This window comes from Modestobacter sp. SYSU DS0290 (assembly GCF_054050955.1).
Map to the genome: position 1 here is coordinate 193,231 of NZ_JBJHAI010000001.1, position 20,218 is coordinate 213,448.

The following is a 20,218-nucleotide window of genomic DNA, read 5'->3' on the forward strand; positions in this document are numbered from 1 at the left end:
CGACGCCGGCACGCGCTACCCGCCCGCCGGGTCGGTCGCCGCCAGCCGGGCGAACTGCTCGACGGAGAGCTGCTCACCGCGGGTGGTGGGGTCGATGCCCGCGGCCCGCAACCGCTGCTCGGCGGCGGCCGGGCTGCCCGCCCAGCGGGCCAGCGCCGCCCGCAGGCCCTTGCGCCGGGTGGCGAAGGCGGCGTCGACGGCGGCGAAGGTGGCGGCCCGGTCGCCGGGCGGGTGCGGGCGGCGAGCCAGGGCCACCAGCCCGGAGTCGACGTTGGGCACCGGCCAGAAGACCGGCCGCGGCACGTTGCCCGCCCGGCGGACGTCGGCATACCAGGCGGCCTTGACGCTGGGCACCCCGTAGGCGGGGCTGCCGGGCCCGGCGGCGAGCCGGTCGGCCACCTCGGCCTGCACCAGCACCAGGGCGGTGCGCAGCGACGGCAGCAGCTCCAGCAGGTGCAGCAGCACCGGCACGGCCACGTTGTAGGGCAGGTTGGCCACCAGCGCGGTGGGCGCCGGGCCGGGCAGCTCGGTGACCCGCAGGGCGTCGGCGGTCACCACGGTGAGCCGGTCGGCCAGGTGCGGCGCCCGGTCGGCGACCGTGCGCGGCAGCTGGTCGGCCAACCGGGGGTCGATCTCCACCGCGGTGACGTGCGCGCACGCGCCGAGCAGCCCCAGGGTCAGCGAGCCCAGGCCGGGGCCGACCTCCAGGACGACGTCGTCGTCGGTGAGGTCGGCGGTCCGCACGATCCGCCGGATGGTGTTGGCGTCGTGCAGGAAGTTCTGGCCGAGGGTCTTGGTCGGGCGCAGGTCGAGCTGCTGGGCCAGCTCGCGGATGGCGGCCGGGCCCAGCAGCCCGTCGGACTGCTCCGGGGTGGCGCTCAGCGGAGGCCGAGCTTGCGGGTGCAGCTGGGCCAGGCACCCCAGCCCTGCGAGGCCTGGACCCGCTCGGCGACGGCGATCTGCTCCTCGCGGCTGGCCTGGTGGGGCATGCCCGTGCCGCCGTTGGCCCGCCACGTGCCGGGATTGAACTGGAGGCCGCCGTAGTAGCCGTTGCCCGTGTTGGCAGCCCAGTTGCCGCCGGCCTCGCACTTGGCGAGCGCGTCCCAGACCCCGCCACCGGCGACCGCCGGAGCGGCCGGCTTCTCCTTGGTGCCGACGGTGACCAGCTGGTCGACCGGGGCCTTGGTGACGACGGAGGACACCTGCTCGCGACCGGTCTCCGCCCCGTCGGTGACGGTGACCCGCCAGGTGACGGTCCGCTCGCCGGGCACGCCCTGCTGGGTCACGGTCTTCTCACCGGTGAACGCGTCGGCGTCCGGGGTCTCCACGGTGGCGAAGTCGACCGGCTGCACCTCGGCGACCTCGGCGACCTGCACCCGGGTCACCTGCAGCACCATGGCGTCCAGCAGCGGCTGGGTCGGGTAGAGCGAGATGCGGTCGGTCGCCGACAGGGCGATCCCCTGCTCGGCGAGCAGGTCACCGGCGGTCGCGGCGGTGGTGGTGACGGTCCGCCGCTGCCCGTCGGCGACGAGCGTGACGTCCTTGCTGGTGGTGATCGCCAGGTCCATGCCGTCCAGCGGCACGCGCTCGCTGCGGGAGGCCGAGAGGACCAGGTTGTCGGAGCGGAAGCCGAGCTCGGTCAGCGCACCGTCGACCGAGAGGGCCGTGGTGTGCACCTCGCTGCGCACCCCGTCGACCGTCAGCGTCAGCGGGCGGGCCCGGTTGAGCACGACGGTGTCGCCGTCGTGCACCGCCGAGTCGGCCGTCGGCAGGACCACGTCGTGCGCGGCCGGCGTCAGCCCCTCGTCGGCGAGCACCTCACCGGCGGTGCCGGCGTAGGTGCTGATCTCCCGGGACTGGCCGTCGATGGTGAGGGTCACCGACTTCTGGGCGAGGTAGAAGGCAGCGGAGCCGCCCACCAGGCCCAGCAGGACCAGGGCGAACAGGCTGACTCGGAGCGATCGGCGCACAACACATCCAGGTTCACAGGACCCGGGCAGGGGAACCGGGCAGCAGGCGGTGGGCTCCACCGGAGGGTGGCGCCCGGGACCATGCGGACCCGTCGTCGTCGTGGCCCCCGGTCTCCCGGGACGGTGGACGACCACCTGGGCGTTCCCCACCCCGGCTGTCGGTCACGACACGATAACGAACGGGCTCGCTGACACAACCGTGCTGGAACAGCAGATCACCGTGTCGACACGTCGCTTCGCAGGCACGCCGACACGAGCCGTGACACTGGACGGCGTGTCGGCGGGTCGTCCACGGACCGGCGGCGTGGGCAAGCGCACAGGCCTGCCCGCCCCAGGAGGGTCAGGCCAGCGCCGGGGAGCGCTGCTGGACCGGCCGCAGCCAGGTGACCAGGAACCCGGCCACCGCCAGCCCGGCCACCAGGGTGGAGAAGCCACCGGCCACCAGCGCCACCGGCACCAGCCCCCCGGCGTCGGAGGTGACCCGGTCGTCGAGGTCGATGGCCGCCCGCAGCAGCAGCACCCCGGCCGGCAGCAGGGCGAGCACGCTGGCCGCCGAGACCACCAGGTGCGCTGTCCAGGTGCGCTGGGCCTCGTCGACCGGCACGTCGGCCCCCTCGGCGGGCAGCGACCGCAGCAGCACCCGCAGCAGCGCGACCTCGGCCAGCAGCCAGCCGACGAGCGGGACGGCCAGAGCCGCCGCCAGGACCGGTGCCGTGAGGTCGTCGCGCAGCAGCAGGGCGGTCACCACCTCGCCGGCCACGACGCCGCGCATCGTCCACAGCAGCCACGGGGAGATCTGGTCGGACCGGTGCGGACGGCGGGCCGGGGTGGCGTCGGCCCAGCGCGGGCGCGGGCGGGTGGCCTCGGCCAGCAGCACGCCGGCCAGCAGCCCGACGGCCAGCACCGGCACCCAGAGGAAGACCGACGCCTCGGCGAGCAGCACGACCGAGGCGACCACCCCGGCGATGCCGAGCACCAGCCCCAGCCGGCGCAGCCGGCGGCCGTGGGCCGCCTGGCGCTGCAGCTCCGCTGCCGTCCCGGCGCTCACCGGGACGAACGCGACGGCGGCCGCCGCGACGGCCCGCCGGCCGGCGGCGTGCACCCACGCCCGGACGAGCAGCGCAGCGGGTGCCATCAGGGCGATGAAGAGCACGACGGCGATGAGGCGACCCACGCGTCCAGTGTCCCCCGGATCGGCGGCAGGGGGGGTCCTTCGACTACCAGGGGCCGAAGACCCGCTCCGCGGTGGCGGTGAGGGCGCCGCACAGCTGCTCGAGGTCGGTGCCGGTGACCTCGGCCAGCGCCCGCACCGTGTGCGGCACCAGCCGTGCGGCGTTGGGCCGGCCGCGCAGCGGCACCGGGGTGAGGAACGGCGCGTCCGTCTCGACCAGCAGCTGGTCGCGCGGGGTCAGCGCGGCGGCCTCCCGCAGGTACCCGGCGCTGCCGAACGTGAGCGTCCCGGCGAAGGAGAGGACGTAGCCGCGGTCGATGCACTGCCGGGCGAAGGCCGCGTCGCCGGAGAAGCAGTGCAGCACCGTGTGCTCGGGCGCCCCCTCCTCCTCCAGCACCCGCAGCACGTGCTCGTGCGCGTCGCGGTCGTGGATGACCAGGGCGATGCCGTGCCGCTTGGCGATGTCGATGTGCGCCCGGAAGGAGGCCTCCTGGGCCGCCCAGCCGTCCTCGCCGGTGCGGTAGCGGTCCAGGCCCGTCTCCCCCACCGCCCGCACCCGCGGCTGCGCCGCGAGCCGGTCGATCTCGGCCAGCGCCGCCTCGGTGGCCGCGCCGGCCCCGGCGTCGTTGGGGTGCAGCGCGACGGCGGCGAGCACCTCCGGACGGCGGGCGGCGAGCTCGGCCGACCAGCGGGAGGAGGCGACGTCGACGCCGACCTGGACCAGCCGGGGCACACCGACGGCGACGGCCGCGTCGACCGCCTCGTCGACCTCCGCCTCGGTGGGTGCGCGGTCCTCGCCACCGACGGCGATGTCGAAGTGGGTGTGGCTGTCGACCGCCGGGGCCGGCAGTGGCTCCGGGAACGGCGGCGGCTCACCCCGCCGGTTGGCCCGGGACGCGGCCGAGCGGCTCATGCCTCCCCGTTCGCCGAGCCGCCCTGGCCGCCCTCCTCGAGCCGCCGGAGCTCCTCCTCCACGATCGAGTCGTCGAGCTTGGTGAAGACCGGCTTCGGCGGGGCGAGGGGGGTGCCCGACGGCGGCAGCGGGGTGGACGCCCAGACGGCCTGGCCGGCGGCGTAGTCGCCGGTGATGACCGGGTACGGCGCCCCGTCGTCCAGGTCCTCGGTCTCCACCACGCTCGGCGCGACCGACCAGCTGCCCGTGCCCCCGAGCAGCTCGTGCACCTGCTGCGCGGAGTGCGGGAGGAACGGCGTCAGCAGCGCGTTGCAGTCCTTGATCGCCTGCAGCGCGGTGTGCAGCACGGTGTCCCGGCGGGCCGGGTCCTCCTTGAGCTTCCACGGCGCCTGGTCCGACAGGTACCGGTTGGCCTCGGTGACCACCCGCATCGCCTCGGTGGCGGCCGCCTTCTGCCGGTTGCGCCCCAGCAGCTCGCCGATCGGGGCGAACGCGCCGGAGGTGGTGGCCAGCAGTGCCCGGTCGGCGTCGGTCAGCTCACCGGGGGTGGGGACGGCGCCGACGTTCTTCGCCGCCATCGACACCGTGCGGTTGACCAGGTTGCCCCAGCCGGCGACCAGCTCGTCGTTGTTGCGGCGCAGGAACTCCGCCCAGGTGAAGTCGGTGTCCTGGTTCTCCGGGCCGGCGACGGCGATGAAGTAGCGCAGCGCGTCGGCGTCGTAGCGGGACAGGAAGTCCCGGACGTAGATCACCACGTTGCGCGAGGAGGAGAACTTGCGCCCCTCCATGGTGAGGAACTCGCTGGAGACCACCTCGGTGGGCAGGTTGAGCCGCCCGTAGGAGCCCGGCGTCCCGCCCTTGTCACCCTCGCCGTTGTAGCCGAGCAGCTGGGCCGGCCAGATCTCGGAGTGGAAGACGATGTTGTCCTTGCCCATGAAGTAGTAGGCGTCGGCGTCCGGCGACTGCCACCACTGCCGCCAGGCCTCGGGGTCCCCGGAGCGGCGGGCCCACTCGATGGACGCCGACAGGTAGCCGACCACGGCGTCGAACCACACGTAGATCCGCTTGTCGTTGCGGTCGCGCCAGCCCTCCAGCGGCACCGGCACGCCCCAGTCGATGTCCCGGGTGTAGCTGCGCGGCTTGAGGTCCTCCAGCAGGTTGACGCTGAAGTTGAGCACGTTGGGCCGCCAGCTCGCGCGGGTCGCCAGCCAGTCACCCAGCGCCCGGGTGAACGCCGGCAGGTCGAGGAAGTAGTGCTCGCTCTCGACGAACTTCGGGGTCTCGCCGTTGATCCGGCTGACCGGGTTGACCAGGTCCGTCGGGTCGAGCTGGTTGCCGCAGTTGTCGCACTGGTCGCCGCGGGCACCGTCGTAGCCGCAGATCGGGCAGGTGCCCTCGATGTAGCGGTCGGGCAGGGTCCGCCCGGTCGACGGGCTGATCGCGCCCAGCGTCGTCTGCGGGAAGACGTAGCCGTTCTTCAGCAGCCCCAGGAAGATCTCCTGGCTCACCGCGCGGTGGTTGGCCGTCGTCGTCCGGGTGAAGAGGTCGTAGCTCAGCCCGAGGCTGGCCAGGTCGTTCACGATCACCCGGTTGTTGCGGTCGGCGATCTCCCGCGGGGTGATCCCCTCGGCGTCGGCGGCGACCGTGATCGGCGTCCCGTGCTCGTCGGTGCCGCTGACCATCAGCACCTGGTCACCGCTCATCCGGTGGAACCGGCTGAACACGTCCGAGGGGACGCCGAAGCCGGAGACGTGGCCGATGTGCCGCGGGCCGTTGGCGTAGGGCCACGCGACGGCGGTGAGGATGTGCCGATCAGTCACGGCACGAGGGTACGGGGAGGTCAGGGGGCGTCGACGACGGCGGCGGTGCTGGGCGCCGGGACCTCCGCGGCCGGGGCGCCCAGGAGGGCGACGGCGGTGAGCGCCAGGCCGATGCAGGCGACGGTGACCAGGCGGACCTGGCGGTGCTCCACGACGGGGGCGGCGCGCCGTGCCGGGCGGGGGCGTCCACCGGCGGCGACCCAGGCCGCGGCCGACGGGCTGGTGGCCAGCAGCAGCTTCCCGGTCGGGACGCCCAGGGCGACCAGCGCCAGGCCGGGCAGGGGCAGGCCCCCGGCAACGGTGAGCTCGGCACCCAGCAGACCGGCGCCGCCGAGCACCGCCAGCAGCGCGATCTCCGCGCAGCTGACGCCGACCAGCAGGCCGCGGCCCGCGCCGTCGACCAGGCTGGCCCCGCCACCGGCGGCGAGCACCACCCAGCCGGCCAGCACCAGCAGGCTGACCGCCACCAGGGCCCCCGAGGGCCGGATGCCGGTGCCGAAGACGCCGTCCAGCCCGGCCAGGCCGAGCGCGAGCAGGCCGAGCGCCTGCACCACCGCCAGCAGCCCCGCGGCGGCCACGGTGGCGGGCAGCCGGAGCGGGCGTGCCGCGGCCGGCGCCGACGGGCCGGCGACCGGGCGGGGGACGTCGAGGACTGCGCTGGTCACGGGGGATCGCTCCTGGCCGGGGACGGGTGTCACCGCTCAGGTCGTCCTGCCCCGGCGGGCGCCCGAGGACCGCGGACGGGCACCTCACCCGCAGGGGTGAGGCGCTGGTGCAGGGCTCGCTGGGCAGCGCCGGGCAGGAGCGGTGATCATCGACCTGGGAACGGGCCCGGGTCCCGGCAGGCGCCACCCCCCGTCCCACGACCACGAGGAGAACCGTGAGCGACACCCAGACCAGCCACGCGCGCCCGACCGGTGCCCCGCCGGCGGCGACGCTCCCGGAGACGGTCCGTCCACGACCGGCCGGGGCACCGCGGCTGCCCCGGGAGACGACGCGGGACACCCCCGACCCGGTCGTCGACTGCGCCGTCTACGTGCGGGGCGAGCGGCACGACGTCCCGCCCGAGCGGGCGCTCGAGGTGGCCCGCGAGCAGGGCGGGTACGTGTGGCTGGGGCTGTTCGAGCCCACCGAGGAGGAGCTCACCACGATCGGTGAGCACTACGGCCTGCACCCGCTCGCCGTGGAGGACGCCGTCTACGCCCACCAGCGCCCCAAGCTGGAGCGGTACGAGGACGCGCTGTTCATGGTGCTGAAGACGGCGCGGTACGTGGAGCACGACGAACTGACCGCCACCAGCGAGGTGGTGATGACCGGCGAGATCATGGTGTTCGTCGGCGCCGACCACGTGATCACCGTCCGGCACGGCAACCACAGCGAGCTCAGCCAGCTGCGCAAGGCGCTGGAGCAGCAGCCGGACCTGCTCTGCCACGGCCCGGCCGCCGTCCTCTACGCCATCGCCGACCACGTCGTCGACGACTTCGTCGAGGTGGCCGAGGCGGTCGAGGACGACGTCGAGGAGCTCGAGGTCTCGGTGTTCAGCCCGGCCCGGACCGACGACACCCCGCGCATCTACCAGCTCAAGCGCGAGCTGATGCAGCTGCGCCGGGCGGTCAGCCCGCTGGAGCTGCCGCTGTCCACGCTGACGGACCGGCCGCTGGAGCTGGTGCCCGAGGGCATGCGCTCGTACTTCCGCGACGTGCAGGACAACGCGCTGCGCACCCGGGACCAGGTCACCGGGCTCGACGAGCTGCTGTCGAACATCCTGCAGGCGGCGCTGGCCCGGATCTCGGTCGCGCAGAACGAGGACATGCGGAAGATCTCGGCCTGGGCCGGCATCATCGCCACCCCGACCCTCATCGCCGGCGTCTACGGGATGAACTTCCACTACATGCCCGAGCTGGACGAGGTGTGGGGCTACCCGGCGGCGCTGCTGCTGATGGTCGCCGTCTGCTTCGGCCTGTACCGCGGCTTCAAGCGCAGCGGCTGGATCTGACCTTCCCGCTTCTCGCCTCGTTCACTCCGCCGTTGTGCGCTGATCGTCGGCCCGCCGCTGCCGGACCGACGACCAGCGCACAACGGACGGCCTCTGTGGACGGTGACGGCGGGACCCCGGCCGGGACCGGCAGGGTGCTGCGGTGCTGCCCGTCCCCGAACACCTCCGTTCCGTCCCGTTCCGCGGCTCCGCGGCCGTCCGGGACGGCGCCCTGACCCCTGCGCAGTTGCGGAGGCGCTGCTGGGTCCGCCTCTTCCCCGACGTCTACGTGCACCGGGACGTCGAGGTCACGCACGAGCTGCGGGCTCGCGCGGCCGGCGCCCTGCTGTTCCCCGACGACGTGGTCACCGGCGTCAGCGCGGCCGTCCTGTGGGGTGTCCCGCTCGCGAACGCGGTCGACGACGTGGAGGTCACCCGCTGGCGCGGCAGCCACCCGGTACGCGTGCCGGGGCTGCACGTACGGCGCGCGGAGCTCGAGGACCGGACCGTGGTCTGGGACCGCGGCGTCCACGTGACGACGCCTGAGGCGACCGCCGTCCGGCTGGCTGCGGCGCTTCCGCTGGACGACGCCGTCATCGCGGTCGACCAGCTGGTGGTGGCCGGCGCCCAGCTGGACGAGGTGCGCTGGCAGGCCGGCATCGCGACGGGCCCCGGCTGCCGTCGTGCGCGGCGGGCGGTGGCGCTGGCCGACGGGCTGGCCGGCTCGCCGCAGGAGACGCGGGTGCGGCTGCTGATCGGCCGCAGTCCGCTCCCCGTCCCGGTCGCCCAGTTCGAGGTCCGGCACGACGGCCGGTTCGTGGCGCGGGTGGACTTCGCCTGGCCGGCACAGCGCCTGGCCCTGGAGTACGACGGGCTCTGGCACGCCGAGCCGGGCCAGTTCGCCCGCGACCGCGAACGGCTCAACCGGCTACGGGAGGCGGGCTGGCGGGTGGTGTTCGTGACCGCGGCGGACCTGCGGTGTCCCGAGCGGCTGGTCGCCCGCATCGCCGCTGCCCTCGCCGTTGTGCGGTGATCGTCGGTCCGGGCACGACGAACTGACGATCAGCGCACAACGGCGCACGGGGTCAGGAGGACTTGGCCGCGACCACGGCGTCGTAGACGACCCGGCGGGGCATCCCGGTGCGCTCGACGACAGCGCGGATGGCGTCCTTGCGGGTGGCCCCGGCGGCCTCCTCGGCGGCGACCTCGGCCGCCAGCTCCGCCGGCTCCAGCGACATCGGCCCGGCGACCGCACCGGCCACCACGAGGGTGATCTCCCCGCGCACGCCCTCGGCGGCCCACGCGGCCAGCTCCCCCAGCCCGCCGCGGCGGACCTCCTCGTGGGTCTTGGTCAGCTCCCGGCAGACGGCGGCCGGCCGGTCGGTACCGAAGGCCCCCACCGCGTCGGTGAGCGCGTCGGCCAGCCGGTGCGGGGACTCGTAGAAGACCATCGTCCGCTGCTCGGTGGCCAGCGCGGCCAGCGTCGAGCGCCGCTCGCCGCCCTTGCGCGGCAGGAAGCCCTCGAAGGTGAACCGGTCGCAGGGCAGCCCGGAGACGGCCAGGGCGGTGACGACGGCGGAGGGCCCGGGCACCGACGTGACCTCGATGCCGGCCTCGATGGCGGCGCGCACCAGCGTGTACCCGGGGTCGGAGACCGACGGCATGCCGGCGTCGGTGATCAGCAGCACGGTGCGGCCCTCGGTCATGGTGGCCACCAGCCCGGGCAGCCGGGCCCGCTCCACGGACTCGTGGAAGGTGACCACCTTCCCGCTGATGGTCACCTCGAGGTCCTTGGCCAGCCGGTGCAGGCGCCGGGTGTCCTCGACCGCCAGGACGTCGGCCTCGGCCATCGCCTGCCGCAGCCGCGGGCCGACGTCGCCGGGCTGGCCCAGCGGCGCGCCGCCGAGCACGAGTCGTCCAGTCACGGTGTCGAGCCTGTCACGCCCGGGCCCACCGGCCCGCCTGCAGGGGCCCGGCGCGAGCGGGCGAGTGCCGGGGGGCGGGCGGGTCCTTTGTCTACCCTGACCCGCATGGCGGTGCTGGCCCCGGAGCGGACCGAGTCGGCACCGGTGGACCCGGCCCCGGCGCGCCGGCGCATCCGTCCGCCGCGGCCGCGCCGGCAGGCGGTCCCCGCACTGCCCGGCGACCGCGTGCTGGCCGCGGTGCTCACCGCGCTGCTGGGCGTGGCCACGCTGATCTCCCGGCTGTGGGGCATCACCTACCCCCAGGACCTGGTGTTCGACGAGGCCTACTACCCGCCGGAGGGCGCCGAGCTGCTGGAGCTCGGCTACGAGTACAACCGCGGCTACACGTTCATCGTCCACCCGCCGCTGGGCAAGTGGCTGATCGCGGTGGGCGAGCAGCTCTTCGGCTACGACTCCCTCGGCTGGCGGTTCCCCAGCGCCGTCGCCGGGACGATCGCCGTCGTCGTGCTGGCCCGGCTGACCCGGCGGCTGACCGGGTCCACGCTGCTGGGCCTGGTCGCCGGCCTGCTGCTGGCCCTGGACGGGTTCTCCTTCACCCTCAGCCGGATCGGCCTGCTCGACGTCTTCCTGCAGGTCTTCGTGGTCTCCGCGGTCGCCTGCCTGGTGGTCGACCGCGACCGGGTGGCCCAGCGGGTCCGCGACGGCGCCGACCGGGTGACCGCGACCGGGTTCCGGCTCGGGCCGCGGGGCTGGCGGATCGCCGCGGGCGTGCTGTTCGGCTGCGCCTGCGGGGTGAAGTGGAGCGGCGTGTGGTTCCTGGCCGCCTTCGCCGTCCTGTCGCTGTGGTGGGACCGGGCGGCCTGGCGCGAGGCGGGCGCGGCGCGGCCGACGCTCGCCGCGCTGCGCCGCGGGCTGCCCGGCGCCACCTGGGCGCTGGCGGTCGTGCCGGTGCTCACCTACCTGGCCACCTTCACCGGCTGGTTCCGCGGCGAGAACGCGCAGGGCCGGCACTGGGCCGAGCAGAACCCGGACACCGACTGGCCGTTCGTCCCGGGCGCGCTGCGGGCGCTGTGGCACATGCACGGCGAGTGGCTGACGTTCCACAACGGGCTGTCCAGCCCGCACCCGTGGGAGTCCGGGCCGTGGTCGTGGATCGTCGACGGCCGGCCGATCCTGCTGTGGAACCCGCAGGGGCTCACCGACGCCGACGGCGGCCAGGTGGTCCGGTACATCCTCATGCTCGGCACGCCGACGCTGTGGTGGCTGTTCCTGCCGGCGACGCTGTGGCTGCTCTGGCGGATCGTCGCCCGCCACGACCGCGCCGCGGGGGTCGCCGCGGCCGGGATCGCCGCCGGGTGGCTGACCTGGTTCATCAACACCGACCGGACGATGTTCATCTTCTACATGGCCCCGGCGGTGCCGTTCTTCGTGCTGGCGGTGACGCTGGTGCTGCAGGACGTGCTGGGTCGCCCCGGCGCGGGGACGTTCCGCCGGCAACTGGGCCTGGGCGCGGTGTCCCTCTACCTCGCGGTGGTGGTGATGACGTTCGTCTTCTTCCACCCGGTGCTCACCGGCTCACCGCTGTCGCACCCGGAGTGGCTGCAGCGGATGTGGTTCCCCTCCTGGTTCTAGGAGCCGCCCGGCGCTGCTCCCCCTGACGTGGGACGGACCAGCCCCGGGAGGACGACGAGACCGGGCTGGCCGCCGAGGCCGCCACCGGCCCCGAGGACCAGGAGGGGTCCGGGCCGCCGCCGCGGGCTGCCCGGCCGACCTCCGCGGCACCGCCCGCGCCCCTGGTCCTGCCTGGGGAACGTAACAGGCCGGGCCCCTGATGGGACCCGGCCTGGGTGGTGGAGCTGAGGGGATTTGAACCCCTGACCCCCTCGATGCGAACGAGGTGCGCTACCGGTCTGCGCCACAGCCCCGTGGTGCGGGAACGAGGTTACCTCCCGCTCCCGCCGGCGCTGCCACGGGGGGTTGGCCCTCCTGCAGGGGCCCGCTGCGAGCCTGCGAGCAGTGGGGGGCAGGAGGGTCCTTCTTCAGCCGTTCGCGACCCGGCGCGGCTGGTAGACGTCGACGTCGGCGAAGCCGATGTCGTCGTCGTCCAGGCCCACGACCGCGCTGTGCTGCCAGCCGGCGGGCGCGGGGGTGCGGGCGGCGACGACCCGGCCGGGGCGCAGCGGGTGCACCGGGGCCAGCGGCAGGCTGGGGTGCTGCGCCGCCGGACCCTGCGGGGGGACGACGGTCGCGGCCGGACGGGCGTCGTCCCAGCCGGCGGCGGGACGGGCGCTCGGGTGGGCCGCCGGACGCGGCGCCGGTCGGCGCACCGGCCGGGAGGCGGCGCGGGCCGCGCGGCGGGCCGCGGCACGGCGCTCCCGCTGGGCGGCGGCGCGGGTCACCATCAGGTAGCCGACGACGGCGACGTCCAGCAGCACCTGAGGCGCCCACATCCAGCTGCGCCAGGCCAGCGCGCCCACGAGCGCCACCAGCGCGAGCGCGACCAGACCCGCCAGCGTGCGGCGGCGCAGCGCGTGCACGTCGACCTGCAGCTCACCGCTGCTGCGCAGCAGGGCGCGGTCGATGGACACCCGCTCGGTCTCGGCGTGGACCACCGGGTCCACCGCCCGCCGGCGCTGGAGAGTGCGCCCCGCGTCAGGAGCCGCCGTCCTGCCGGAGCCGTCGCCCCGGGTGACCACCATCGGCACCAGGACCACGAACCACAACACGACGAGAGCGGCCAGCAGTACGCCTGATCCCATCACGAACACCCCGATCCATCCCTGGCACCACGACACGACCCCGATCCCTGGGGCCACACGAGTCACATCAGTCACTCGCGTGAGTCAAGGTAAGGGCGCGGTCTGCCGATGAACGGGACGTTCACCGGTGTGTCGGCGCGATGCCTGCGCACACCGGCGTGTCGGCGTCCCCGGCGGATCTCGGACCGGTAACGCTGCGGCGCCGGCCGATCACGTCCGGTCGATGCCCGACCCCTGGTGGGGAGCGTCCGGAACGCGGGAGCGCCAGCGGCCGAGCACCCCGGCCGGCGCCTCCTCGGCGAGCAGTGCGTAGGCCAGGTGGTCCCGCCAGGCGCCGTCGATGTCCAGGTAGCGGCGGAGCAGCCCCTCCTGCCGGAACCCGAGCCGTTCCACCAGCCGCCGGCTGGGCCGGTTCTCCGGGCGGATGTCGGCCTGCAGCCGGTGGAGCCCCACCGGGCCGAACGCGTGGTCGCAGACCAGCGCCACCGCGAGCGAGGCGACCCCGCGCCCGGCGACGGAGCGGTCGACCCAGTAGCCCAGGTGCCCCGAGCGCAGCGCGCCGCGCACGATGTTGTCCACCGTCACCTGACCGACCAGCCGCCCCTGCCAGCGGATCGCGAACGGCAGCGAGCTGCCCGTCCGGGCCCGCCGCCCGGCGATCCGCCGCGTGGCCCGGTAGGCCGCCGGGGTGTGCCGCTGCGACCAGGGCACCTCCGACGTCGGCTCCCACGGCGCCAGCCACTGCTCGTTGTCCAACCGCAGCCGGGCCCAGGCTGCGGCGTCGGCGCGCCGCAGCGGGTGCAGCTCGACCGCACCCCAGGCCAGCCGCGCCGGCCAGCCCGGGTGCGGGACCGGGTCCAGCTCAGCCGCCCAGCAGCATGGGCATGACGGTCACCAGCCCGCCGGCGGCGACCTCGGTGACGTCCTCGTCCACGACGATCAGGCAGTTGGCCTTGGCCATCCGGGCGAGCATCGCCTGGTCGCCGTCGCCGATCGGCTCGACCACGTAGCCGCCGTCGGGGTGGCGCATGACCTGGCCGTGCAGGTACTGGCGGTAGCCCAGCGGGGAGAGCAGCTGCTGCGCGGAGACCGCCTGGACGGTGCGGCGGAACAGCTGCCGCTTGCCCAGCATGAGGCGGATCGCCGGGCGCACGAACACCTCGAAGGCGACCAGCGCGGCGACCGGCTCCCCCGGCACGCAGATCACCGGCACGTCGTTGGGCCCGAGCTTGCCGAAGGCGTGCACCGGGCCGGGGTGCATGGCGACCTGGGTGAACGCCAGCCCACCGAGCTCGGCGAGCGCCTCCTGCAGCAGGTCGGGGCCGGCGTTGGCGAAGGTGCCGGCGATGAGCACGACGTCGCTGCGCAGCGTCTGCCCCTCGATCAGCTCGACCATCCGGCGCCGGTCCTGGGGCAGGATGCCGGCACGGTAGGCCTCGGCCCCGGCGTCCCGGGCCGCGGCGGCCAGGGCGTAGCTGTTGACGTCGACCACCCGGCCGGGTGCCGGCGGGGTGCCCACGTCGACCAGTTCCTCACCGGCGGAGAGCACCGAGATCCGCGGCCGCGGGCGCACCGCGACCCGCTCGCGGCCGACCGCGGCCAGCAGGCTGATCTGGGCCGGGCCGATCGGGGTGCCGACCTGCACCGCGACGTCACCCGGGGCGACGTCGTCGCCGACCCGGCGCACGTAGCTGCCGGGCGCCAGGGCGGCGAACACCCGGACCCGGGCGACGCCCTGGTCGGTCCAGGCGGCCGGGACGACGACGTCGGCACCGGCGGGCAGCATCGCGCCCACGGCCACCCGCACCGCCAGCCCGGCGGAGATCGCCGGGGCCCCGGCCGATCCGGCCTCGGTGTCCCCGACGACCGCGAGGTCGACCGGCTCCTCCACGGTGGCGGCGGCGATGTCGACCGACCGCACCGCGTACCCGTCCAGACCGGCCTGGTCGAACGCCGGCAGCGCCAGCTCGCTGGCCACGAGCTCGGCGCAGAGCAACCCCTGCGCGTCGAGCACCGCCAGCTCGATCGGGTCCGGCTGGGGCACGGCACCGAGGATCACGTCGAGGTGGTGCTCCACCGTGCGCAGCCGCACCCCGGAGACGTCGACCGACCCGGTGTCGGCCTGCGGGTCGGGGGTGCGGTCCCCGGTGGCGATCGCCGGGGAGGGCACCCGGTCGGAGGTGAACACCGACCGGTCGACCTGCACGGTGTCCCGGCTCGGCGCCCGCGGACCGCTGCCGGGGCCGATCAGCTGGGTGTCCCGCGGTGCGGTCACGCCCACCGCCCCGGTCACCGGTCCGCCCGCCTCCCGGGTCCCAGCGGCCAACCAGCCTCGGGTGTCGTCCTCGCTCATCCCCACCACCGTCGTCCGACCGTCGTCGGTCATCTCCCGCCGGCCGGAGTGCCCGGCCGGGCCGCCGCTCGACGGACTGCTCCTGACGATGGTGCCCTCTGCGGGGTCCGGTCAGGCGGGCGACGCGCCCTCGGCGGGCAGGTCGGCGACGAACTCACGCAGCCAGGGCCCGAATGCCGGGCCGAGATCCGCGCGCTCGGAGGCCAGCCGGACGACGGCCTTGAGGTAGTCCAGCTTGTCCCCGGTGTCGTAGCGGCGGCCGGAGAAGACGACGCCGTGCACCGGGACGCCGTCCTCGACCAGCTTCAGCAGCGCGTCGGTCAGCTGGATCTCCCCGCCCCGGCCGGGCGGGGTGTCGCGGATGGCCGGGAAGACCTCCGGCGGGAGCACGTACCGGCCGATGATCGCCAGCGAGCTGGGCGCCTCGTCGGCCGGGGGCTTCTCCACCATGCCGGTCACCCGGAACACCTGGTCGCCGGCGGCGTCGCCGGACACCTGCGCGTCCTCGACAGCGACCGCGCCGTACTTGGAGATGTTCTCGGCCCCGACGTCCAGCAGGGCGATCACCGCGCCGCCGTGCTCGGCCTGGACGGCGAGCATCTGCTCCAGCAGGTGGTCCCGGGCGTCGATGATGTCGTCGCCGAGGAGCACGGCGAAGGGCTCGTTCCCGACGAAGCCGTCGGCCTGCAGCACGGCATGACCCAGGCCCTTGGCCTCGCCCTGGCGGACGAAGAAGACCTGGGCGACGTCGGTGGACTCGGCGACGGCGTCCAGCCGGCCCTGGTCTCCCTTGGCCTCCAGCGCCCGCTCCAGCTCCGGGGTCCGGTCGAAGTGGTCCTCGATGGCGCCCTTGTTGCGGCCGGTGACCATGAGCACCTGGCCCAGGCCGGCGCGGGCCGCCTCCTCGACGATGTACTGCACGGCCGGGCGGTCGACGACCGGCAGCAGCTCCTTGGGCACCGACTTGGTCGCGGGGAGGAACCGGGTCCCCATCCCGGCGACCGGGATGACGGCCTTCGTCGTGGTCGGGCGCTCGGCAGACTGGCTCGGCATGCGGGCCACCCTAACGAGCCTGCTCGCGCGGTCGACTCCCCCGAGGTGGTGAAGCGGGACGCGACGGTGCGCACACGTCACCGGGCACATGCCGGAGCACCCGCCACCGGGCACCCGGGCGTGCACGCGCGCGGACCGTGAGAGAAGGTGACCTCCGTCTCCGGGCGCCCAGCCCGTAAGAGCACCGCCCTGGAGGTCCCGTGTCACCCGAGATCATCTCGATCATCGCGCTGGTGGTGATCTTCGCGATCGCCACCGTCCTGCCGATCAACATGGGTGCGCTGGCGTTCGTCGCCGCGTTCGGGGTCGGCACCCTCGCGGTGGGCATGACCACCGACGACATCATCGCCGGCTTCCCCGGCGAGCTGGTGCTGACGCTCATCGGCGTCACCTACCTGTTCGCCATCGCGCAGAACAACGGCACCGTCGACCTGCTGGTCCGGGGCGCCGTGCGGCTCGTCGGCGGGCACGTGGCGGCGATCCCCTGGGTCATGTTCTTCGTCACCGCGGTGCTCACCGCCATCGGTGCGCTCTCCCCCGCGGCCGTGGCGATCATCGCGCCGATCGCGCTCGGGTTCGCCGCGCGGTACGACATCAGCCCCCTGCTGATGGGGATGATGGTCGTCCACGGCGCCCAGGGCGGCGGCTTCTCACCGATCAGCGTCTACGGCGTCACCGTCAACGACATCGTCGACCGGTCCGACCTCGAGGGCAGCCCCCTCGCGGTCTTCCTCGGCGCGCTGCTGTTCAACATCGCGATCGCCCTGGTGCTGTTCTTCGTGCTGGGTGGCCGCACGCTCCTCGGCCGCAGGGTCGCCGCCGGGCCCGTACCGCACACCGAGCACGCCCACGGCACCGTCGTCCGCGGGCACGGGGCCGCCCCCGGGCCGGGCGTGGGCGGCGACGACGACGAACACGTGCACCCCGACCAGCCCGGGCCGATCCGGGTCGAGCAGGTCCTCACACTGGTCGGCCTGGCGGCGCTCGCCGTCCTGGCGCTGGTCTTCAAGCTCGACATCGGCTTCGTCTCCATCACCGTCGCCGTGGTCCTGGCGCTGTTCTCCGCGCAGAAGCACAAGGGCGCCGTCGCGCAGATCAGCTGGTCGACCGTCCTGCTCATCGCCGGCGTGCTGACGTTCGTCTTCGTGCTGGAGGAGGCGGGCACCATCGACTACGTCGGCGACGCGGTCATCGGCCTGGGCGCACCCCTGCTGATCGCCCTGCTGCTGGCCTACATCGGCGGCGTGGTCTCGGCGTTCGCCTCGTCGACGGCGATCATCGGCGTCGCCATCTCCCTCGCCGTGCCGTTCCTGCTCGCCGGGGACATCGGGGCGGTGGGCGTCGTGGTCGCCGTGTCGGTGGCCTCGACGATCGTCGACGTCAGCCCGTTCTCCACCAACGGCGCGCTCGTCCTGGCGAACGCCCAGGACGTCGACCGCGACCGCTTCTACAAGCAGATGCTCGGCTACTCCGGGATCGTCGTCGCCGCCGGGCCGCTGCTGGCCTGGCTGGTCTTCGTCGTCCCGGGCTGGCTGTGACCCCTCGCAGACCCGCACCCAGGAGAGGACGACCGTGACCGGACAGCTGGAGGGCGTGCTCGTCGTCGACCTGACCCGGGCGCTGGCCGGGCCGCACGCCGGGATGATGCTCGGCGACCTGGGCGCCCGGGTGATCAAGGTGGAGAACCCCGGCAGCGGGGACGACAGCCGCGGCTGGGGCCCGCCGTTCGTGGAGACCGGCGAGGGGCGGGAGTCCACCTACTTCTTCTCCGCCAACCGGAACAAGGAGTCGATCACCCTCGACCTCAAGGACGACGGCGACAAGGCGGTGCTCACCGAGCTGCTGCGCCGGGCCGACGTGCTGCTGGAGAACTTCCGGCCGGGCACGCTGGCCCGCCTGGGGTTCGGCACCGACGTGCTCGCCGAGCTGAACCCGCGGCTGGTGCAGCTGTCGATCAGCGGGTTCGGGCACGACGGGCCCGAGGGGCAGCGGGCCGGCTACGACCAGATCGCCCAGGGCGAGGCCGGGCTGATGTCGCTGACCGGCCCGGGCCCGGAGGACCCGCAGAAGGTCGGCGTGCCGATCGGCGACCTGCTCGCCGGGATGTACGGCGCCTACGGAGTGCTGGCCGCGCTGTACGAGCGGGAGCGCACCGGCCGCGGCCAGGTGGTGCGCACCTCGCTGCTCGCCTCGGTCGTCGGCGTGCACGCCTTCCAGGGGACGGCGCACACGGTGGCCGGCCGGGTGCCCCGCGCCCAGGGCAACCACCACCCCTCGATCGCCCCGTACGGGCTCTTCCGGTGCGCCGGTGGCAGCGTGCAGCTGTCCTGCGGCAGCGAGGGGCTGTGGCGACGGCTGTGCGCCGAGTTCGGGCTGGACCCGGCGGCGCCGGGGATGGCCACCAACGGCGAACGGGTCGAGCACCGCGAGCAGGTGATCGAGCTGCTGGAGGGTGCCTTCGCCGAGATCCCCGCCGCCGAGCTGCTCGCCCGGCTGGACGCCGCCGGGGTGCCGGCGGGCAAGGTGCGCACCCTCGACGAGGTCTACGCCTGGGACCAGGTCGAGTCCCAGGGGCTGAAGGTCCGGGTCGAGCACGCGACCGCCGGCGAGCTGACGCTGCCCGGGCCGCCGCTGCGCTTCTTCGCCCCGGGCCCGGACGGCGAGACCGAGACCACCCGCCGCGACCACACCGCTCCCCCGGTGCTCGGCGCCGACGGCGACGCGATCCGGGCGTGGCTGGGCCTGCCGTGACCCGGCTGGACGCCCGCGCGCTGCGCGACCTGGTGCTCGATGCCGGGTCGTGGCGCAACTGGGACACCCCCGTGCAGCCACGGGACGCCGACGACGACTACGCCCGCGACCTCGCCCGCGCCGCCGAACGCACCGGGCAGGACGAGGCGGTGGTGACCGGCGAGGGGCTGCTGCGCGGACGGCGGGTGGCCGTGGTCGCCGGGGAGTTCGGCTTCCTGGCCGGCTCCATCGGCGTCGCCACCGCCGAGCGGCTGATGACCGCCGTCGAGCGGGCCACCGCCGAGGGCCTGCCGCTGCTGGCGGCCCCGGTGTCCGGCGGCACCCGGATGCAGGAGGGCACGGTCGCCTTCCTGCAGATGATCGGCATTACCCAGGCGATCGCCCGGCACAAGGAGGCCGGGCTCCCCTACCTGGTCTACCTGCGCGACCCCACGTTCGGCGGGGTGCTCGCCTCCTGGGGCTCCCTGGGGCACGTGACGATCGCCGAACCGGGGGCAGCGATCGGCTTCCTCGGCCCGCGGGTGTTCTCCGCGCTCTACGGCGAGGCGTTCCCGGAGGGCGTGCAGACCTCGGAGAACCTCGCCGCGCACGGCGTGATCGACGGCGTCGTGCCGCACGAGGAGGTCGCGGAGGTGGCCGACCGGGCGCTGCGGGTGCTCGCGGCCCGGGAGACCTGGCACCGCGGCGCGTCGGTCGAGGGCACGGTCGACGGCGACGGAACCGACGCCGACGACCCGGAGGACGGCCGCACCGCCTGGCAGGTGGTCACCGCCTCCCGGCGCACCGACCGGCCCGGTGTCCGGCAGCTGCTGCGCACCGCGGCGACCGACGTCGTCACGCTGTCGGGCACCGGCGCCGGGGAGAAGGACCCCGGGCTGCTGCTGGCGCTGGCCCGCTTCGGCGGGGCCCCGTGCGTGGTGCTCGGGCAGGACCGGCGCGGGCAGTCGCTGACCGCGCCGCTGGGGCCGGCGGCGCTGCGGGAGGCCCGGCGGGGCATGCGGCTGGCCGCCGAGCTGCGGCTGCCGCTGCTCACGCTGATCGACACCCCCGGCGCCGCGCTGTCGGCGGCGGCCGAGGAGGGCGGGCTGGCCGGGGAGATCGCCCGCTGCCTGCAGGACCTCGTGATGCTGCCCGCCCCCACGCTCACCGTGCTGCTGGGGCAGGGCACCGGCGGCGGCGCGCTGGCCCTCGTGCCGGCCGACCGCGTGCTGGCCACGGCCAACGGCTGGCTGGGTCCGCTGCCGCCCGAGGGCGCCTCGGCGATCGTGCACCGCACCGTCGACCGGGCCGACGAGCTGGCCGCCTCGCAGGGCGTGCGGGCCACCGACCTCTGGCGGGCCGGGATCGTCGACCGGGTCGTGCCCGAGCGGCCCGACGCCGCCGACGAGCCGGTGGAGTTCTGCCGGCGCCTGGGCCGGGTGCTCGCCGAGGAGCTCGCCGGGCTGCTGGGCCGGGACGACGTCGAGCGGATGCGCAGCCGCACCCGCCGGTACCGCCACCTCGGCCGCTGACGGAGGACCCCACTCCC

The 20,218-nt window shown here is 74.9% G+C and carries 17 protein-coding genes and 1 tRNA gene; 6 read left to right on the plus strand and 12 right to left on the minus strand.

Annotated elements, in window-relative coordinates:
* Nucleotides 1-15 precede the first annotated feature (15 nt).
* The 6 genes from rsmA to ACI795_RS01000 form a co-directional block, all read right to left on the minus strand.
* Nucleotides 16-924 (minus strand): 16S rRNA (adenine(1518)-N(6)/adenine(1519)-N(6))-dimethyltransferase RsmA, encoded by a 909-nt coding sequence (gene rsmA, locus ACI795_RS00975; RefSeq protein WP_457073765.1) that lies wholly within the window; start codon nucleotides 922-924, stop codon nucleotides 16-18.
* Nucleotides 879-1,970, minus strand: a complete 1,092-nt coding sequence (locus ACI795_RS00980; protein WP_457073161.1) for a ubiquitin-like domain-containing protein — start codon at nucleotides 1,968-1,970, stop codon at nucleotides 879-881. Before ACI795_RS00980 ends, rsmA begins: the two co-directional genes overlap by 46 nt.
* Before the next feature lie 340 nt (nucleotides 1,971-2,310).
* The gene (locus ACI795_RS00985) at nucleotides 2,311-3,144 is read right to left on the minus strand and encodes a hypothetical protein (protein ID WP_457073162.1); all 834 of its coding nucleotides are present in this window, start codon (nucleotides 3,142-3,144) and stop codon (nucleotides 2,311-2,313) included.
* 43 nt (nucleotides 3,145-3,187) lie between these two features.
* Entirely contained in the window at nucleotides 3,188-4,054 is an 867-nt protein-coding gene (locus ACI795_RS00990; protein WP_457073164.1) for a TatD family hydrolase, read from the minus strand.
* A complete protein-coding gene (gene metG / locus ACI795_RS00995; RefSeq protein WP_457073166.1) occupies nucleotides 4,051-5,874 on the minus strand; it encodes a methionine--tRNA ligase in 1,824 nt (607 codons plus the stop codon). Before metG ends, ACI795_RS00990 begins: the two co-directional genes overlap by 4 nt.
* 20 nt (nucleotides 5,875-5,894) lie before the next feature.
* Complete coding sequence (locus ACI795_RS01000) at nucleotides 5,895-6,539, minus strand: hypothetical protein (protein ID WP_457073167.1); 645 nt, start codon at nucleotides 6,537-6,539, stop codon at nucleotides 5,895-5,897.
* Between the two features lie 215 nt (nucleotides 6,540-6,754).
* On the opposite strand from ACI795_RS01000, the gene corA reads away from it, so the two are divergent.
* Together corA and ACI795_RS01010 are read left to right on the plus strand one after the other, a co-directional pair.
* On the plus strand, nucleotides 6,755-7,870 hold the full coding sequence (gene corA, locus ACI795_RS01005; protein ID WP_457073169.1) for a magnesium/cobalt transporter CorA: 1,116 nt from the start codon (nucleotides 6,755-6,757) through the stop codon (nucleotides 7,868-7,870).
* A 142-nt stretch (nucleotides 7,871-8,012) separates the two neighbouring features.
* A complete protein-coding gene (locus ACI795_RS01010) occupies nucleotides 8,013-8,882 on the plus strand; it encodes an endonuclease domain-containing protein (protein ID WP_457073171.1) in 870 nt (289 codons plus the stop codon).
* Between the two features lie 52 nt (nucleotides 8,883-8,934).
* Here ACI795_RS01010 and rsmI read toward each other — a convergent pair whose 3' ends face one another.
* Complete coding sequence (gene rsmI / locus ACI795_RS01015) at nucleotides 8,935-9,774, minus strand: 16S rRNA (cytidine(1402)-2'-O)-methyltransferase (RefSeq protein ID WP_457073173.1); 840 nt, start codon at nucleotides 9,772-9,774, stop codon at nucleotides 8,935-8,937.
* Between the two features lie 105 nt (nucleotides 9,775-9,879).
* Here rsmI and ACI795_RS01020 point away from each other — a divergent pair, with 105 nt between their 5' ends.
* Nucleotides 9,880-11,406: a dolichyl-phosphate-mannose--protein mannosyltransferase gene (locus tag ACI795_RS01020; RefSeq protein ID WP_457073175.1), complete on the plus strand. Its 1,527-nt coding sequence runs from the start codon at nucleotides 9,880-9,882 to the stop codon at nucleotides 11,404-11,406.
* 216 nt (nucleotides 11,407-11,622) lie between these two features.
* Here ACI795_RS01020 and ACI795_RS01025 read toward each other — a convergent pair.
* From ACI795_RS01025 to ACI795_RS01045, 5 genes are all read right to left on the minus strand, one after another.
* A tRNA-Ala gene (locus tag ACI795_RS01025) sits at nucleotides 11,623-11,699 on the minus strand.
* Between the two features lie 114 nt (nucleotides 11,700-11,813).
* Nucleotides 11,814-12,533: a divisome protein SepX/GlpR gene (gene sepX, locus ACI795_RS01030; RefSeq protein WP_457073177.1), complete on the minus strand. Its 720-nt coding sequence runs from the start codon at nucleotides 12,531-12,533 to the stop codon at nucleotides 11,814-11,816.
* Between the two features lie 210 nt (nucleotides 12,534-12,743).
* Complete coding sequence (locus ACI795_RS01035) at nucleotides 12,744-13,394, minus strand: GNAT family N-acetyltransferase (protein WP_457073766.1); 651 nt, start codon at nucleotides 13,392-13,394, stop codon at nucleotides 12,744-12,746.
* A 1-nt stretch (nucleotide 13,395) separates the two neighbouring features.
* On the minus strand, nucleotides 13,396-14,886 hold the full coding sequence (gene glp / locus ACI795_RS01040) for a molybdotransferase-like divisome protein Glp (protein ID WP_457073179.1): 1,491 nt from the start codon (nucleotides 14,884-14,886) through the stop codon (nucleotides 13,396-13,398).
* A gap of 111 nt (nucleotides 14,887-14,997) precedes the next feature.
* Entirely contained in the window at nucleotides 14,998-15,939 is a 942-nt protein-coding gene (locus ACI795_RS01045) for a UTP--glucose-1-phosphate uridylyltransferase (RefSeq protein WP_457073181.1), read from the minus strand.
* A 200-nt stretch (nucleotides 15,940-16,139) separates the two neighbouring features.
* On the opposite strand from ACI795_RS01045, the gene ACI795_RS01050 reads away from it, so the two are divergent.
* From ACI795_RS01050 to ACI795_RS01060, 3 genes are read left to right on the plus strand one after another with little or no spacing between them, the layout of a single operon-like run.
* Nucleotides 16,140-17,477: an SLC13 family permease gene (locus ACI795_RS01050; protein WP_457073183.1), complete on the plus strand. Its 1,338-nt coding sequence runs from the start codon at nucleotides 16,140-16,142 to the stop codon at nucleotides 17,475-17,477.
* Between the two features lie 34 nt (nucleotides 17,478-17,511).
* Complete coding sequence (locus ACI795_RS01055) at nucleotides 17,512-18,690, plus strand: CaiB/BaiF CoA transferase family protein (protein WP_457073184.1); 1,179 nt, start codon at nucleotides 17,512-17,514, stop codon at nucleotides 18,688-18,690.
* Nucleotides 18,672-20,201, plus strand: coding sequence for a carboxyl transferase domain-containing protein (locus ACI795_RS01060; protein ID WP_457073186.1), 1,530 nt, complete (start codon nucleotides 18,672-18,674; stop codon nucleotides 20,199-20,201). Before ACI795_RS01055 ends, ACI795_RS01060 begins: the two co-directional genes overlap by 19 nt.
* Nucleotides 20,202-20,218 lie beyond the last annotated feature (17 nt).

Coding starts and splice junctions, on each gene's coding strand:
- sepX (WP_457073177.1), bottom strand. CDS start 12,533: ATGGGATCAGGCGTACTGCTGGCCGCTCTCGTCGTGTTGTGGTTCGTG.
- ACI795_RS01020 (WP_457073175.1), top strand. CDS start 9,880: ATGGCGGTGCTGGCCCCGGAGCGGACCGAGTCGGCACCGGTGGACCCG.
- ACI795_RS01045 (WP_457073181.1), bottom strand. CDS start 15,939: ATGCCGAGCCAGTCTGCCGAGCGCCCGACCACGACGAAGGCCGTCATC.
- ACI795_RS00990 (WP_457073164.1), bottom strand. CDS start 4,054: ATGAGCCGCTCGGCCGCGTCCCGGGCCAACCGGCGGGGTGAGCCGCCG.
- glp (WP_457073179.1), bottom strand. CDS start 14,886: ATGAGCGAGGACGACACCCGAGGCTGGTTGGCCGCTGGGACCCGGGAG.